This window comes from Salinarchaeum chitinilyticum, assembly GCF_055390775.1.
Map to the genome: position 1 here is coordinate 532,395 of NZ_AP043888.1, position 14,081 is coordinate 546,475.

Consider the following 14,081-nt stretch of genomic DNA (forward strand, 5'->3'; position numbering starts at 1 on the left):
CGACGGCCGCTCCGATCAGCGGACGTCCGAACTCGACGCGCTGTTCAGGAAGTAGACGGCGATCCCGCCCAGGATCACGTCGAGCGCGACGAGCACCGCGAGCGCGGGAACGAGGGTGTTCCAGATCCCGCCGAAGGCGGAGATCTCGATCACGGTCATCACGTCCTCGCCGAGCATCAGCGCTCGCGTCGCGTCGACGCCGTACGTGATCGGGTTGAGCGCGGCGACCGTCTGCACCCAGTTCGGGAGAGATTCCAGCGGCAGGAACGCACTCGAGAGGAAGAGTAGTGGGAACTGGAGGAGGTTCACGGCGATGATCGTCGACTCCTGGTCGCGAGTCCACAGCGCCATGACGTTCGAGAACGCCGTGAACCAGATCGAGAAGACGATCGCGACGGCGACGATCCCGAGAACCCCGAGCGCGCCCGTCGCAACGAACTCGGTCGGCGCGGCACCGGTGTCGAGATAGAGGAGCACGTAGCCGAGCGTGAGGACGATCGCGACCTGCACCACGATCCGCAGGACCTCCGAGAGCGACTTCCCGAGGAACACGGCGCCCCGGTGCATCGGCGAGACGAGGACCTTCTCGAACATGCCGTTCTCGATGTCGTCGACGAGGCCGATGCCGGAGGTCGTCGCGGCGATCAGCGCCGTCTGAATCACGATCGCGGGCACGAGGAAGACGACGTAGCTGACCTCCGTGCCGAGACTCTGGCCGATGGCGCCCTCGGCGATCCCGCCGAAGACCTCGGTGAAGAGGACGAGGAAGATGATCGGGTTCAACAGCGAGGAGGTGACCACGAACGGGTTTCGCACCGTCTTCAACAGCCACCGCTTGAGATTGATCCAGGTGTCCCTCGCGAACCCGTTGCCCGCCGTCTTGCGCGCGTCCCGCTCGGACGCGCTACGGTCGCTACTCGATTTGCCGGCGCTTCCCTGGCCGGCTCCCGTCCGGTCGGTGCTCATCGCTCCACCTCCGACGCGGTGACCGGACTTTCAGTCTCACCGTCGCTACCGTCCATCACGCCGTCGCTCGCATCGCCATCGTCGGCGGGCTCCCCAGTGATCTCGAGGAAGACGTCGTCGAGCGTCGGGTCCCGGACGTTGAAGCCGACGACGGTCAGCTCCGCCTCGGCGAGGGCAACCAGAAGGTCGGTCCCGCGCTGGCGCGCGTCGGGCGAGCGCACGGCGATGCCGTCCCCGGAGACGTCGACGTCGGCGTCCGCGAAGTAGTCGGCCTGGGTGACGATCTCCCGGGCGCGATCGAGCGTCGCCTCGTCCGGATTGGCGAGTTCGATCTCCAGCACCGAGCCGCCGACCCGCTGTTTGAGCTCCGCGGGCGAGCCGGAGACGACGATCGTCCCCTCGCGGATGACGCTGATCCGCTCGCAGAGCTGGTCCGCCTCCTCGAGATACTGGGTGGTCAGGAAGACAGTGGTTCCGCGGTCGTTGATGCGCTCGAAGTACTCCCACAGGCGGTTCCTGGCCTTGGGATCCAGTCCCGTCGTCGGCTCGTCGAGGAAGACGACCGGCGGCTCGTGGACGAGCGCGGTCGCGACGTCGAGTCGCTTCTTCATCCCGCCGGAGAAGTCCTTCGCGACCTTGTCCGCGACATCGACGAGATCGACGAGATCGAGCAGGTCGTCGATGCGACCCTTGCGTTCGCTGGCGGCGACGCCGTAGGCCTCGCACGCGAATCGAACGTTCTCGCGGGCGGTGAGCTCCGGATCGATGCTCGTCTCCTGGGCCATGTAGCCGATCGACTCGCGGACGGCCCGGGGCTCCTCGACCACGTCGAACCCGTTGACGGTCACGGTCCCGCTCGTCGGACTGAGCAGCGTGACGAGCGCCTTGATCGTGGTCGTCTTCCCCGCTCCGTTCGCACCGAGGAAGCCGAAGAACTCGCCCTCGGGGATCTCCAACGTCACGTCGCGAACGGCCTCGGTCCCGTCGCTGTAGGTCACCTCGAGGTGCTGGGCGTCGATAGCGTTCACGGTCCAATCGACGGCGTGGGGAGGCATCTACCTTGTGAAGGGATACGTCCTCTCACACCTGTGCAACCACCCAGTCTCCTCGTCGAGGGTCGAGTCTCGGCCGCGGGAGTCCTCGCCTCACTCCGGGGTAGCTTCGATCCCGGTCAGGATTCCAACGAGTGCGGTCCAGTGGCGCTGGACCTCCAGTGGCGAGTCCGCAACGACCGCCAGTGGCTCCTGATTCCAGCGACAGGCGTGCTTCTCGAAGTGAGCGTCCGCACGCCAGTCCTGGAATCTGGCGATCGGGCCGACGCTACTCCGGCCGTGTTCGAGCAGGAGCACCGTGCCGTCGGGCCGACACACTCGATTCATCTCCGCCAGCGCGGCGCCGGGATCGGGAAACGTACACGTCGAGAGCGAGGAGAGCACGGTGTCGAAGCTGTCGTTCTCGAAGGCGAGGTCCTGTGCGTCCATCTCCAGCAGATCCTCGCCCAGCTCGAGGTCGTCGTGGGCGTCCGCGGCCTGCGCGAGCATGTCGGGACTGACGTCGATTCCGACGTACTCCGTGTCGTCGGGCAGGTACCGTCGATTCGCGGCCAATCCGCATGCGACGTCGAGCACGCGTCCCTCCGCGTCCGCGAACGCTCGACGCCGGTACCGCCCCGTGAAGAACCGGTTCAGGACGGCGAACCGGGCCATCGTCGACGCCTGGTCGGCGTAGACGTCCCTCACGTGGTCGAGCGTGCTCGCTCGGTCTGCGGTGGGCTGGGGTTCCGTGGGCTCGGATGGCATCGGTCGTCTCGTTTCCGCGTAGACGGCCCGAACCCACAAAACTGTGTGCCTGCCACTCGAGCCGCCGTATCCAGTGCCCCGATGCAGTGCGAGCCGAGCCCCACCCGGAATCCGATGCCCTTTAATGCCGCGCCGGGGAAGCTGACGCCATGACGACGCTCTACGACGTCCCCGCCGAGGACCTCATCGACGCTGTCGCCGAGGACCTCGCGGACCGACTCGAGGAACCGGAGTGGGCACAGTTCGCGAAGACCGGCAACGACAACGAGCTGCCCCCCGAACAGGAGGACTTCTGGTCCCGACGCGCCGCCAGCGTCCTGCGAAAGGTCGCCACCGACGGCCCCGTCGGCGTCGAGCGCCTCTCGACGGCCTACGGCGGCACCAAGCGCGGCTCCAACCGCTACGTCGTCTCCCCCGCGAGCCGCGAGGACGGCTCCAAGAACGTGATTCGGACGATCCTCCAGGACCTCGAGGAGGAGGGCCTCGTCGAGCAGGCCGGCTCCGAGGGTCGCATCGTCTCCGACGACGGCCGTGCGCTGCTGGACGAGACCGCCGACGAGGTCCTCGAGGACCTCGACCGCCCGGAGCTCGAGCGCTACGCCTGAATCGGACCGACCAGCCGCTCGATTCGCGTTGCTCCCGACAGTCGACCTAGCACAGATAGTCTCCTTGCAAAGAGTTCGCGGATAGCTTTCTTGCGGATAGCCACCTCGTCGATAGCCCCTGGCTGTCACCCACACGCACCCCCGCTGTTGGCACGTCACACGATCGGGCGCGACGCTTAAGCGTGCTGACCACGAAATTTCGATACGTTGTTCATCGGCCACGCACTCCTGGCGTTCGCCCTCGCGGCGCTGGTCGCGGAGTGGCGAGGCTGGCCAGCCCACCGAGCGCTGGCGCTGGGCGTCGCGGCCGGACTCTTCGCCGCGCTCCCGGACGTCGACGTGCTCTGGGCCGTCGTCGCGATGAACCCCAGCGAGCTCGTCGCCGGAACGCAGATCCGGCCGGGCGAGTTCTGGGGCAGTGCACACGGCGTCCACCGCTCGATGACGCACTCGCTCGTCGCGGCGGCGATCGCCGGACCGGCATTCGGGCTCTGGACGCTTCGGAACGCCGGCCGACAGACTGCTGCTAGTGAGGGAGAGGAGACCAAGAACGCCACCCGGAGCATCGCATCGCTCGACCGCCGACGCCTCGCGGGCGCCGCTGTCGCGATCGTGGCGCTGGCCGCGCTCGTCGGTGCTGCCGTCCTCGCGAGCGGGTTCGTCGGCGGGTTCGTCATGACAGCCTTCGTGCTGGGCGGCCTCGCGATCGCGGCGGCCTCGCGACGGTATCTCGGCCTCTCACCGCGCGTGGTCGCCATCGCCGCAGTCGCTGGGATCGCGTCCCACCCCTGGGGCGACCTCGTGACCGGCGAGCCGCCCGCACTGTTCTACCCGCTGGACTTCGACGTGCTGACCAGCCGGATCGTACTCAGTGCCGATCCCACGCTCCACCTGCTGGGCGCGTTCGCCATCGAACTCGCCGTCGTCGCCCTCGCAGCGGCCGTCGTCGCCCACCACGCCGGGCTGGCACCGCGCCGCCTCGTCGATCGCCGGGCCGCCGTCGGTGCCCTCTACGGCGGGGCGGCGGTGCTGATGGTCCCGCCGACGATCCACGTCTCCTACCAGTTCGTGTTCTCGATCCTGACGGTCGGGATCGTTTGTGGCGGAATCCGTCGATCCCGGCGAGCGCCGTACTCCCTGCGCTCGCTCTACCACCGGCTGATCGGGGATCCCGAGGCGGCCCTCCGGACCACGTTCACCGCGCTGGCCGGCATCGCCGTCGCGCTCGGGAGCTACGCGGTGGTCTATCTCGTCGTCGGCTGATTCTCGCGTCATCGACTGCTTCTCTCGCCGTTGGCCGATCCATCTCGTCGGTGACTGATCCACCTTCCTCGGTGCCGTCGGTTCCCGGTGCTGGACGACTCCGTCCCAGGCCTCCCAGCGTCCGATCCTCCTTGCCGCAGGTACCCCAGTCAGTTCACACAACGTTATAACGAACACTTCCATAAGGGAATCCATGGCAACAAGCGGCCTCGGAGAGCTGCTCGCGGACGGGCGTCGGAACGCCGCCGCGTCGTGGCTGCTCGTCGGCATCGCGGCAGCCGCCTGGTTCGGTGGCGTGATCGTCGCCGGGCCGCTCTGGTCCGTGTTCGCGCTGGCGATCGTCGCGCTGGCAGTGCTTCCGCCGATCGTCTACCGGTCCCGCTACGTCATGCTCCCCTGGGAGGTGCTGGCGATGGCGGTGCTGCCGCTGATCGGCCTCGCCATCGGCGCACACCAGCTCACGGGGCCGCTGTTCGCGTATCTCGCGATCGCTGCGGTCGGGCTCGTGATCGTCGTCGAGCTCGATTCGTTCACGTCGGTCCGCATGTCGCCCGCTTTCGCGCTCGTGCTCGTGGTCGCGGCGACCATGGCAGCCTCCGCGACCTGGGAGCTGCTCCAGTGGTACGCGTCGATGCTGCTCGATCGGAGCTACGACACCACCAATGACGAGCTCATGATCGAGTTCGTCTACGCCACGCTCGCCGGGTTCGGGGCCGGCGGACTGTTCTGGGCCTACTTCCGCCGGGTTTCGCTCGGGGAGCGCGTGCCCGTCGAGGTTCAGGACCAGGTCGAGCAATCCCGAGCTGGCGACGGTTCGGCGGGGAGCACCCAGAACAGCGGAGCGAACGGCGGCGAGGACGCAGCGGAGGTGAACGACGATGTCTAGGGTCGCGAAGGTTCTCCCTTCCGAGCACCGGCAACGCCAGCTCACGCGGGCGATGGAGATCGCCCTGATCGGGCTGCTGTTCATCGGGCTCGAGCGGGGCAACCCGGGCATCATCGTCAACACCGGCGTCGCGCTGGCCGTCATGCAGCTGCCGGCGATCCTCCAGCGGGACTACGGACTCCCGATGGACGCCCGACTCACGCTGTGGATCTCTACTGCAGCCTTCCTCCACGCCGTCGGCGTCGTCGGAATCCCCGGCATGGGCTGGACCTTCTACAAGGGGCTGTGGTGGTGGGATCACGTCACCCACTCCCTGTCGGCGTCGGTCGTCGCGGCGGCGGGCTACGCGACGGTCCGGGCCGTCGACATTCACTCCGACGACGTGCAGATCCCTCCGCGGTTCGCCGCCGTGGTCATCCTGATCTTCGTGCTCGCCTTCGGCGTGCTCTGGGAGCTACTGGAGTTCGCGATCGGGATCAGCGCAGACCTGCTCGGGATCCAGGGTATCCTCACACAGTACGGCATCGAGGACACGCTCAAAGACCTCACCTTCAACACCGTCGGTGGCCTCATCGTCGCGATATGGGGCGGGATCTACCTCACCGACCTCTCCAGTGCGATGGGGGAGAAGCTGGGGCTGAGCTGAGGAGCGCGCCGGCGACCCCGGAGCCATCGAGCCTCGCTCGTTTCGAGTTCTGGAGAGGTACGAACGTATTTGCGAGTGGCATGCGTAGCCACTGCACAGGCCCTCCATGTCGAACGGTTCACCAGACCCCTCCCAGGACGACGTAGCGTCACCGCCCCACAGTTCGTGGGCACGGTCGGCCAGACACGCGACCGCTGCAGTCGGTGGCCCGGTCAGGGCGATCGCATTCTGGAGTGCAACCCTCCTCCCTTTCGTGTACGTCCCCCTGCTCCTGCTCGGCCTGGACACCAGACGGCGAGCGTGGATCTTCGCGACCCTCCTGTTCGCCCACGTGCTCGCGCTCCTGCTCGGGCGCTCCTACGGCGCGGAGTGACCGAACCGACGGCAACCGGGCTGGCTACCGCTACAGCAGCGCCCGCTCACTCGACCGCGGTGCCGACGCACGCGGTCACTGGGCCGAATCGTGCAGTTCGATCGCGAGCTCGATCGCGTCCTCGGCGGTCTCACCGAACACGTAACAGATCGGTTCGACGCCGAACGCGCCGCCGTGGTAGCAGACTGCAGGCACCGAACCCCGCTCCTCGAACAGCGCGGTGAGCCGCTCGCGGCGGTCGTCGTACTCCGGATCGAACTCCAACGGCTCGATTCCGCGGTCGCGCGCGGCGTCGAGGAAAGCGTCGTCGAGGGCGAGGTTGATCGCGCCCCGAACGTCGGGATCGACGGCCATCGCCGCGAGCACGGCAGCCGCGACGTTCCGCGACGCGCCGAACTCGGGGTTCGCCGGCACCTCGATCCCGCCGCGCATCCTGATGAGCCGGCCCGGCACAGCGGCGACGTCCGCCGGCTCGGCCGCGCCGGGGACCGCGTTCGCGACGTTCGTGCCGACGTTCGGAACGAGCGGTGCCATCTCCGGGGTGGCACCGAGTCGGCGAGCGCCGCGCCGGACGGCAGCGAGCGCCTCCCGCTCCGCTGCGACGGCGTCGTCGGTGCCACGCACGCAGAGATCACAGCCCAGGCCCGCGAGCGCGGGCATCTCCGCTTCGTGGAGCTCACAGATCGGCCCGCGGTCCTCGAACTCGCGCACGGTGGCGATCAGCTCCGCGAGCGCGTCGACCTCGTCCATCGAGCCGTCGGCGAACCCGTCGGCGATCCGCTCGACGGTCGCCACCATCCGCGGATGCTCGGCGATCGGCTCGGCGATCTCGACCTTGCCGTTGAGCTGGTTGCTAACTGCTGCCTGGGTGATCCCGAGCCGGTCCGCGATCGCCTGCTGGGTCAGTCCCCGATCGTCGAGCTCACATGCGAGCATCGCCCGGGCCGTCGGGACGAACCGCTCGGCGACGATCTCCTCGGGGAGCCGAAGGGTCATGGATCGGGGTACGAACAGGCCGTACAAAGCCGGTGGGGTCGCGGGCGAGGAGCGGGCGGATCGATTTCCCCACCGAGAGGAAGAGTGAGAGTATCTGCGAGAGTGTGAGTGAGAGAATGAAAGAGCGGAGGAAGAGTGAGTGTATGAGAGCAAGAGAAAGTGTGTGCGAGAGCAAGAGTGAGTGAGCGACTATGGAGGAGTGAGAGAAGCGGAGAGAGCGGATGCCGGCGAGAGAACCTCGGTCCGGATCAGACGACGTGAACGGCGCCGACCATCCCGGTTGTCTGGTGGGGAACGCAGATGTACCGGTAGGTGCCCGTCGACTCGAAGGTGTACTCGAAAGTGACGTCGTCGCCTGCCTGGGGATCCCCAGAGTCGAACGGCCCGTCCTCCGCGACGACGTTGTGGGCCTGGCCCTCGCCAGTCCATTCCCAGGTGACGGTCGTCCCGCTGTCGACGGCGATCGCGGGCGGGCCGAACTGGTAGCCGTTCGATCCGGCACCGACGTCGACGGAGACCGCGCTTTCGCCGGTCCAGTCCACGGTCCCTTCGTAGAGGTCCGTGTCGGCGAACCAGTCACCGTAGTCCGGCTCCTCGTCGAGGTACTCGTAGCCGCCGTTGCCGCCGCCACCGTTGTCGCCGCCGCCATCACCGCCGTCGCTGTCTCCGTCGCTATCGCCGCCGTCTCCGCCGCCCGAACAGCCCGCGAGCGTCGCACTCAGTGCGACGCCGCCGGCTGCAGTCAGGAAGCCGCGACGACCGATCGGTCGCGTCGATGTCTTCGGATCAGGCATGTGCGGCCGAAACTATTCGGCCGCGCCGAAAGGGGTCGTCGTCCGTTCCCGCACCGTGAGAAGAGAGGGGAACCAGTTCGGGTCAGACGGACCAGAAGTGTGCGGCCACAGCCGTCCTGGACCATCCACGTGACTCCGAACTCTGCCGGGAGGCCGACGATGACCGAGCCGTGTCGCGAGCAGGTCGACGCCGCCAGCTCAGACGACGTCGATCGCACCGACCATGCCGTTGTTCTGGTGTGGCGTACAGACGTAGCGGTACGTCCCGGTCGACTCGAACGTGAACTCGAAGGTGGCGTCGCCGCTGGCCGTCGTCGTGCCGGAGTCGAACGTCCCGTTCTGGGCGACGACGTTGTGGGGACCGCCGGCGCCGGACCACTTCCAGACGACGGTCGTGCCCACATCGACGCGGGTAGCCGGGGGCGCGAACAGTCGGCCCTTGTCGCCGGCGCCCACGTCGACGGTCACCTCGTCCCGCCCGGTCCAGTCCACGGTCCCTTCGAAGTTGCTCGTACTGTCGAACCAGCCGTCGTAGTCCGGGCCGTCCTCGAGGTACTCCCAGTCGTCGCTGGTCGCGCTGGCGGGGTTGCCGCCCAGACAGCCGGCGAGAGCGGCGGCAATAGCGCCGCCCGCCGCCGTCAGGACGCTGCGTCGGTCGGTGGGTAAATCGCCGTACATCGATGCTGGCACTGGGATCGAGTAGTGGTGAGAGATACAAAAACCGTCCCGTTCGTTCCCGATCCCTGAGAGTGGCGGGGAGACCGACGTCCGACCGAGTGGACTGCGAGGCGCGACCGAGTGAACTACGAGAATCCAACCCCCGACGGCTCGGAGAGCCCCGCCCGAGCGGAATTCATTTGCCGGCCCGGGACCAGCGAGCGGACGTGCTACGTCTCGCCCTCACGACGCAGGCGGAGACCTACGAGCGGCTGGTCGAGCCACTCGCCGATCGGGGGATCGAGGTCCGCCACCTGCAGACCAGGGAGCGGACCATCCCGCTCACCGCCGACGACGGGTCGAACCCCGCCACTGGAGCGTTCGGCGACGTGGATCCGGACGTCGGCTACGTCTATCCGCCGCGGGACGTCGAGGGCGCCGTCGCGGACGCACTCCTCGACGTCCCCTGGCTCAACGGCCGGGACGACGTCCAGACGTCGCGGAACAAAGCGGCGGTGCTCGCTCGCTGTGCCGACGCCGGACTCCCGGTACCCGACACCGTGCTCGTGTCGAATCCCGTCGACGAAGCGGCGATCCGCGACGCGGTCGAGCGGGTCGGCACCCCCGCGGTGATCAAGCCCACGTCGACGACTCGCGGCGTCGGCGTCGCGAAGGTCGGCGACGCGGACTCGGCACTGGGCGTCGCGGACTACCTCGAACTCGTCCACGAGTTCCCCGCCACGGGCGACAAGTCCTATCTCGTCCAGTCGTTCGTGCCGAAGGCGCGGGACGTTCGCGCCATGACCATCGACGGGGAGTACGTCGGTGCCGTCGAGCGGAGTCGCGGCGACGACGGCTGGCGACACAACGTCCACCGCGGTGCCGAAGCGACAGGTATCGACCTCGATCCCGAGTACAGCGCGCTCGCCGAGTCGGTCGCAGCGCTGCTCGATATCGACCTGCTCGGCGTCGATCTCCTCGTCACCGACGACGGCGCCGTCGTCTCCGAGACGAACGCGCGCCCGACGGTCGACGACGCGAGCAAGTACGAGCCTGACTTTTTCGATCGGCTCGCGGCGGCGATCGAGCGAACGGCTGACCAGTCCTGAACGTGCACGGAGACGGATCTCGGGTCGAACGGGCCCGAAGCCCAGCCTAGAGACTGATCGACGCGGAGTCGTCGGTGCGCTCGAAGGTGACCTCGAGGACGCCGTTGTTGAACGATGCCTCCGCGGAGTGCTCGTCGACCGTCGCCGGGAGCGTCACGTGCTCTTGCATGGTGCGTTGTTCGCTCTCGACGTCGAGAGTGAGGACCTCGCCGTCACAGCGCAGTGAGAGGTCGTCGCGCTCGACGCCGGGCAGGTCGGCGATCAGGCGCACCTCGTCCTCGGTCTCGTGGACGTCCACGTGCGCGTCGGCGCCGAAGCCCGTCTCGTCGATCGTGGAGGCGCCGCCAGCCATGACGTCGTCCATCAACCGCTCGATCTCGCGGAAAATGTCGTCGAAGGGATCGTCCCGATCGTCGCGGCGCATAGGCGTGGGTGGTAGCGCACCCGGCAAAAGCCTTCTGTCCCGTGCAATCGTTTCACACGCGAATCGGGGAGCCGAGGAAAGCGAGGAGGAAGCAGCTCACCTGCGCGCGAGCCAGCGGTGGCTCGCACTCGCGGCTTGCTGGACGCCACCGCAGTGGGTGCACTTCCAGACGAACGCACCGAGCTGTTCGTAGCCCGTTCCCTGGCTGCTCTCGCTCCCCCACTCTGCCCCGCACTCCGTGCACTTGTCCGGGTGACGACCGCCACCCGAGCCGGCCTCGTCAGCGAAGCCCGCTCCGGGATCGGCCTCCAGGGACTCCACCAGGATCCGTCGGTCCGTCTCGTCCATCGACGCGCGGATTCGCTCGAGTGCGGCCTTCGTCTGGTCGATCCGCTGCTGGATGTCCTGATACTGTTCGTCGCCGTCGAGCGCCCCGTCATCGCGCCCGACCTGCATGTTCGCGGCGTGGGTCGTGTACTCGAAGAAGGCGGAGACGGCTCGCTCGTAGGTCGCGATGCGTGCGAGCCGAGCGACGGCCTCCTGCAGGTCGTCCTTCTCGAGCGGCGTGAACAGGCAGACGTCGTAGCCGGCGCCGTCGAGCATCGGCGGCTCGTCGTCGCCCTGGACGAGGATCGAGCGCGCGAAGGGGTTGCGGACGTCGAGGGTCTCGAGGAGCTTCCGCTTGCTGTCGTCGGAGACGCCCGCGCCGAGGACGATGACGCCGACTTTCGGCGCGATCTTTTGCTGGGCGGCGGCGGGCGAGTTCGCCGTCTCGACGGGGAACGGAGCCTCGAGCCAGGACGCGTAGCGATCGGCACGGTGGGGGCCGTCGGCGATCAGGACCGTGGGTGGCGAGATAGCGGGCGCATCCCCGGGTCGCTCGGCCTCCTCGGGATCGTCGCCGTTGGAGTCGTCACCGAGGGATGCGCTCATGTGAACTTCGTGTCAACGAGTGCTAAAAAGTGTTATCGCTTCGTTCTCATCCAGTAGAACTGAGTTCGACAATCGCCGGATAGCATTCGTATTGTCACGAATAACGAGCGTGAGTTCATCGATACTCAGGGGAAGAGCCGGTGGGTGTCCAGCCACCAGGAGGAGCCGCGTCGAGACGGGTCATCGTACGACAGCCAGACGGGCCAGTGCACGACGTCGAGACTGGCAAGCGCACGACGTCGAGACGCAGGTCGCCAGCCCATCGATCCGGCGCGTCAGTCGTCGGCGGCGCTCACGCCCGCAACGCCGCGGCCAGTCTCGACCGGACGGTCGTCCAGTCCCAGTGCGGCGTTCGTGAGCCGCCGACTGCGTTCGGGGCCGGCGAGTCCAGCGACCGCCCGTACGGCGTCGACGTTCTCGGGCACGACGTCGGCCTCCTGGTGGATCGCCTGGAAACAGCTGATCTCGCCGTCGTCGACGGAGATCGAGTCCGCCCAGACGCAGTTCTCCCAGACGTCGCCGCGGGGGCGTCCGGCGTCCTTCGCGACCTCCTTCAGCCCGCCGCAGCTTTCGACGCCGAGGTCGCCGGGGATCAGGAAGATGCGTGGCTCGGCCGCGAGACGCTCGCTGACGGTCGCCGCGTCGATGCCCGTCGAGCCCTCGCCGGCCTCCACAGCTCCGTCGTCCTCGAGCGTGATCGAGACCGCGTGGAGGTGCATCCGCGTCGCGGGGACCGTCACCCCCATCGTCTCGATCGGGACGTCGGGAAGGACGGTCTGCACGTCGGGGCCGTGGTGGGACGGCACCTCGATCGGATCGGGAAGGATGTCGTCGATCGGGCCCCGATCTGGCTGGGCCGGATCCCCGCCCCGGCGGATCAGTGTAACGCGGGCGCGCTCGATCCCCCAGGCGTCGTCGAGCGGGGCGAGCAGTCGCGCCAGCCCGGTCGTGTTACAGGAAACGACCCGCACCCGGTCTGCTCCCGTGGCGGCCTCGAAGTTCGCCCGGGCGACGAAGCTCGTCTCCGCGACGGAGGCGTCTTCGGCGCCCTGGAAGATCGCTGGCGTGTCCCGGGCTCCGTAGCGCGGTGCGTTCGTCGCACCGACGCCGCCGGGCGTCGCGTCGACGACGACGTCGCTGCGAGCGATCAGGTCGTCGACGGTTCCGGCGAGCGGGAGCGAAGCGTCCCCGAAGCGATCGGTTCGGTCGGCCGGCGCGTACAGGGAGAACCCCTTCGACAGCGCGCTCCGGGCTCCGGCGTCCGGCGACCGTTTCGCGACGCCCGCCACGTCCATGTCGGGCTGTGCTGCAATCGCGTCCGCGACGCGTTTGCCGATGGTGCCGTAGCCGTTGACGCCGACGCCTACCATGGGACACAGTCCGGCAGCCGGCCCCATAAATATTCCTAAAAATCATTATAGATTCCTACTCGGAATAGAGTACCCGGGAGAGGGCGAAGGGGTCCAGCGCGTTCCTGCGCGATCGACGCCGGGACGGGGCTGGCGGGATCTCGACGAGCAGCGCAGCCGCCACAGTCGCCCAGTGGCGTACGCGCCAGTCCATTAGACAAATACTTTACCCGCACTGCACGAACCATCGACCATGAGCACGTCGAGCGATTCCGTGCGCGTCGGACTGAACGGCTTCGGACGCATCGGACGCAACGTTTTCCGTGCAGCACTGGACGACGACACCGTCGAGATCGTGGGCATCAACGACGTCATGGACGTCGACGACATGGCCTATCTCCTCGAGTACGACACCGTCCACGGGACCACCGAGGGCGTCGAGGTCGACGGCGAGGACGTCGTCGTCGACGGGACGACGTACCCGACGTTCTCCGAGAAAGACCCGGCAGCACTCCCCTGGGACGACCTGGACGTCGACGTCGCGTTCGAGGCGACGGGACTCTTCCGGACCCACGAGGACGCGTACAAGCACGTCGAGGCCGGCGCGGACAAGACGATCATCTCCGCGCCGCCCAAGGGCGAGACGGACGTCCTGACGATCGTCTACGGCGTCAACCACGACGAGTACGACGGCGAGGACGTCGTCTCGAACGCCTCCTGCACGACGAACTCCATCTCGCCGGTCGCGAAGGTGCTCGACGACGAGTTCGGCATCGAGTCGGGCGTCCTCACGACGACGCACGCATACACGGGCTCCCAGAACCTCATCGACGGCCCGAAGGCCAAGCGCCGCCGCGGCCGCGCAGCCGCGGAGAACATCGTTCCGACCTCGACCGGCGCCGCACAGGCGACGACCGAGGTCCTGCCCCAGCTCGAGGGCAAGCTCGACGGGATGGCGATGCGCGTCCCCGTTCCCGACGGCTCGATCACGGACTTCGTCGTCAACTTGGAGGCGGACGTGACCGAAGCCGAGGTCAACGCTGCGCTCGAGCAGGCCGCCGCTGGCGACCTCGAGGGCGTCCTCGGCTACACCGAGGACGAGGTCGTCTCCTCGGACATCGTCGGTGAGCCCTACTCTTCGATCGTCGACGCCGAGTCGACCATGGTCATGGGCGATCAGGTGAAGGTGCTGGCCTGGTACGACAACGAGTTCGGCTTCGCGAACCGGATGCTCGACCTCGCCGCCTACGTCACCGCCGAAGCTACTGCCGAGGCCTGATC

Annotated in this window: 16 protein-coding genes; 7 read left to right on the forward strand and 9 right to left on the reverse strand. The window is 67.8% G+C overall.

Annotated elements, in window-relative coordinates:
* Positions 1-15: 15 nt before the first annotated feature.
* The 3 genes from ACZ5KP_RS02635 to ACZ5KP_RS02645 all read right to left on the reverse strand — a co-directional run bounded on the left by ACZ5KP_RS02635 (position 16) and on the right by ACZ5KP_RS02645 (position 2,765).
* Entirely contained in the window at positions 16-966 is a 951-nt protein-coding gene (locus ACZ5KP_RS02635) for an ABC transporter permease (RefSeq protein WP_460919616.1), read from the reverse strand.
* Positions 963-1,994, reverse strand: a complete 1,032-nt coding sequence (locus ACZ5KP_RS02640; RefSeq protein ID WP_460919618.1) for an ATP-binding cassette domain-containing protein — start codon at positions 1,992-1,994, stop codon at positions 963-965. Before ACZ5KP_RS02640 ends, ACZ5KP_RS02635 begins: the two co-directional genes overlap by 4 nt.
* Positions 1,995-2,111: 117 nt before the next feature.
* Positions 2,112-2,765 carry a class I SAM-dependent methyltransferase gene (locus ACZ5KP_RS02645; RefSeq protein WP_460919620.1) on the reverse strand — a complete coding sequence of 218 codons (654 nt, stop codon included), beginning with the start codon at positions 2,763-2,765 and terminating at the stop codon, positions 2,112-2,114.
* Between the two features lie 149 nt (positions 2,766-2,914).
* Between ACZ5KP_RS02645 and ACZ5KP_RS02650 the strand changes: the two genes are divergently transcribed.
* The 5 genes from ACZ5KP_RS02650 (at position 2,915) to ACZ5KP_RS02670 (ending at position 6,538) form a co-directional block, all read left to right on the forward strand.
* Entirely contained in the window at positions 2,915-3,370 is a 456-nt protein-coding gene (locus ACZ5KP_RS02650; protein WP_460919622.1) for a 30S ribosomal protein S19e, read from the forward strand.
* 207 nt (positions 3,371-3,577) lie between these two features.
* Entirely contained in the window at positions 3,578-4,633 is a 1,056-nt protein-coding gene (locus ACZ5KP_RS02655) for a metal-dependent hydrolase (RefSeq protein WP_460919624.1), read from the forward strand.
* 193 nt (positions 4,634-4,826) lie between these two features.
* Positions 4,827-5,519 carry a hypothetical protein gene (locus tag ACZ5KP_RS02660; protein WP_460919626.1) on the forward strand — a complete coding sequence of 231 codons (693 nt, stop codon included), beginning with the start codon at positions 4,827-4,829 and terminating at the stop codon, positions 5,517-5,519.
* Positions 5,512-6,165 carry a DUF2238 domain-containing protein gene (locus ACZ5KP_RS02665; protein ID WP_460919628.1) on the forward strand — a complete coding sequence of 218 codons (654 nt, stop codon included), beginning with the start codon at positions 5,512-5,514 and terminating at the stop codon, positions 6,163-6,165. Before ACZ5KP_RS02660 ends, ACZ5KP_RS02665 begins: the two co-directional genes overlap by 8 nt.
* A gap of 106 nt (positions 6,166-6,271) precedes the next feature.
* Entirely contained in the window at positions 6,272-6,538 is a 267-nt protein-coding gene (locus ACZ5KP_RS02670) for a DUF8028 family protein (protein ID WP_464761869.1), read from the forward strand.
* A 75-nt stretch (positions 6,539-6,613) separates the two neighbouring features.
* Here ACZ5KP_RS02670 and ACZ5KP_RS02675 read toward each other — a convergent pair whose 3' ends face one another.
* The 3 genes from ACZ5KP_RS02675 to ACZ5KP_RS02685 form a co-directional block, all read right to left on the reverse strand.
* A complete protein-coding gene (locus ACZ5KP_RS02675) occupies positions 6,614-7,534 on the reverse strand; it encodes a thiamine-phosphate synthase family protein (protein ID WP_460919630.1) in 921 nt (306 codons plus the stop codon).
* 248 nt (positions 7,535-7,782) lie between these two features.
* Positions 7,783-8,328 carry a halocyanin domain-containing protein gene (locus ACZ5KP_RS02680; RefSeq protein WP_460919632.1) on the reverse strand — a complete coding sequence of 182 codons (546 nt, stop codon included), beginning with the start codon at positions 8,326-8,328 and terminating at the stop codon, positions 7,783-7,785.
* Positions 8,329-8,526: 198 nt separating this feature from the next.
* Entirely contained in the window at positions 8,527-9,018 is a 492-nt protein-coding gene (locus tag ACZ5KP_RS02685) for a halocyanin domain-containing protein (RefSeq protein WP_460919634.1), read from the reverse strand.
* Positions 9,019-9,212: 194 nt separating this feature from the next.
* Here ACZ5KP_RS02685 and ACZ5KP_RS02690 point away from each other — a divergent pair, with 194 nt between their 5' ends.
* On the forward strand, positions 9,213-10,094 hold the full coding sequence (locus tag ACZ5KP_RS02690; protein ID WP_460919636.1) for an ATP-grasp domain-containing protein: 882 nt from the start codon (positions 9,213-9,215) through the stop codon (positions 10,092-10,094).
* 46 nt (positions 10,095-10,140) lie between these two features.
* On the opposite strand, the gene ACZ5KP_RS02695 is transcribed toward ACZ5KP_RS02690, so the two are convergent.
* From ACZ5KP_RS02695 to ACZ5KP_RS02705, 3 genes are all read right to left on the reverse strand, one after another.
* Positions 10,141-10,518, reverse strand: a complete 378-nt coding sequence (locus ACZ5KP_RS02695; protein ID WP_460919638.1) for an Hsp20/alpha crystallin family protein — start codon at positions 10,516-10,518, stop codon at positions 10,141-10,143.
* Between the two features lie 96 nt (positions 10,519-10,614).
* Positions 10,615-11,451, reverse strand: coding sequence for a HalX domain-containing protein (locus tag ACZ5KP_RS02700; RefSeq protein WP_460919640.1), 837 nt, complete (start codon positions 11,449-11,451; stop codon positions 10,615-10,617).
* Positions 11,452-11,726: 275 nt separating this feature from the next.
* Complete coding sequence (locus ACZ5KP_RS02705) at positions 11,727-12,821, reverse strand: type II glyceraldehyde-3-phosphate dehydrogenase (protein WP_460919642.1); 1,095 nt, start codon at positions 12,819-12,821, stop codon at positions 11,727-11,729.
* A gap of 232 nt (positions 12,822-13,053) precedes the next feature.
* Here ACZ5KP_RS02705 and gap point away from each other — a divergent pair, with 232 nt between their 5' ends.
* Positions 13,054-14,079 (forward strand): type I glyceraldehyde-3-phosphate dehydrogenase, encoded by a 1,026-nt coding sequence (gap, locus tag ACZ5KP_RS02710; protein WP_460919644.1) that lies wholly within the window; start codon positions 13,054-13,056, stop codon positions 14,077-14,079.
* Positions 14,080-14,081 lie beyond the last annotated feature (2 nt).

Coding starts and splice junctions, on each gene's coding strand:
- ACZ5KP_RS02635 (WP_460919616.1), bottom strand. CDS start 966: ATGAGCACCGACCGGACGGGAGCCGGCCAGGGAAGCGCCGGCAAATCG.
- ACZ5KP_RS02645 (WP_460919620.1), bottom strand. CDS start 2,765: ATGCCATCCGAGCCCACGGAACCCCAGCCCACCGCAGACCGAGCGAGC.
- ACZ5KP_RS02650 (WP_460919622.1), top strand. CDS start 2,915: ATGACGACGCTCTACGACGTCCCCGCCGAGGACCTCATCGACGCTGTC.
- ACZ5KP_RS02660 (WP_460919626.1), top strand. CDS start 4,827: ATGGCAACAAGCGGCCTCGGAGAGCTGCTCGCGGACGGGCGTCGGAAC.
- ACZ5KP_RS02665 (WP_460919628.1), top strand. CDS start 5,512: ATGTCTAGGGTCGCGAAGGTTCTCCCTTCCGAGCACCGGCAACGCCAG.
- ACZ5KP_RS02670 (WP_464761869.1), top strand. CDS start 6,272: ATGTCGAACGGTTCACCAGACCCCTCCCAGGACGACGTAGCGTCACCG.
- ACZ5KP_RS02675 (WP_460919630.1), bottom strand. CDS start 7,534: ATGACCCTTCGGCTCCCCGAGGAGATCGTCGCCGAGCGGTTCGTCCCG.
- ACZ5KP_RS02680 (WP_460919632.1), bottom strand. CDS start 8,328: ATGCCTGATCCGAAGACATCGACGCGACCGATCGGTCGTCGCGGCTTC.
- ACZ5KP_RS02695 (WP_460919638.1), bottom strand. CDS start 10,518: ATGCGCCGCGACGATCGGGACGATCCCTTCGACGACATTTTCCGCGAG.
- ACZ5KP_RS02700 (WP_460919640.1), bottom strand. CDS start 11,451: ATGAGCGCATCCCTCGGTGACGACTCCAACGGCGACGATCCCGAGGAG.
- ACZ5KP_RS02705 (WP_460919642.1), bottom strand. CDS start 12,821: ATGGTAGGCGTCGGCGTCAACGGCTACGGCACCATCGGCAAACGCGTC.
- gap (WP_460919644.1), top strand. CDS start 13,054: ATGAGCACGTCGAGCGATTCCGTGCGCGTCGGACTGAACGGCTTCGGA.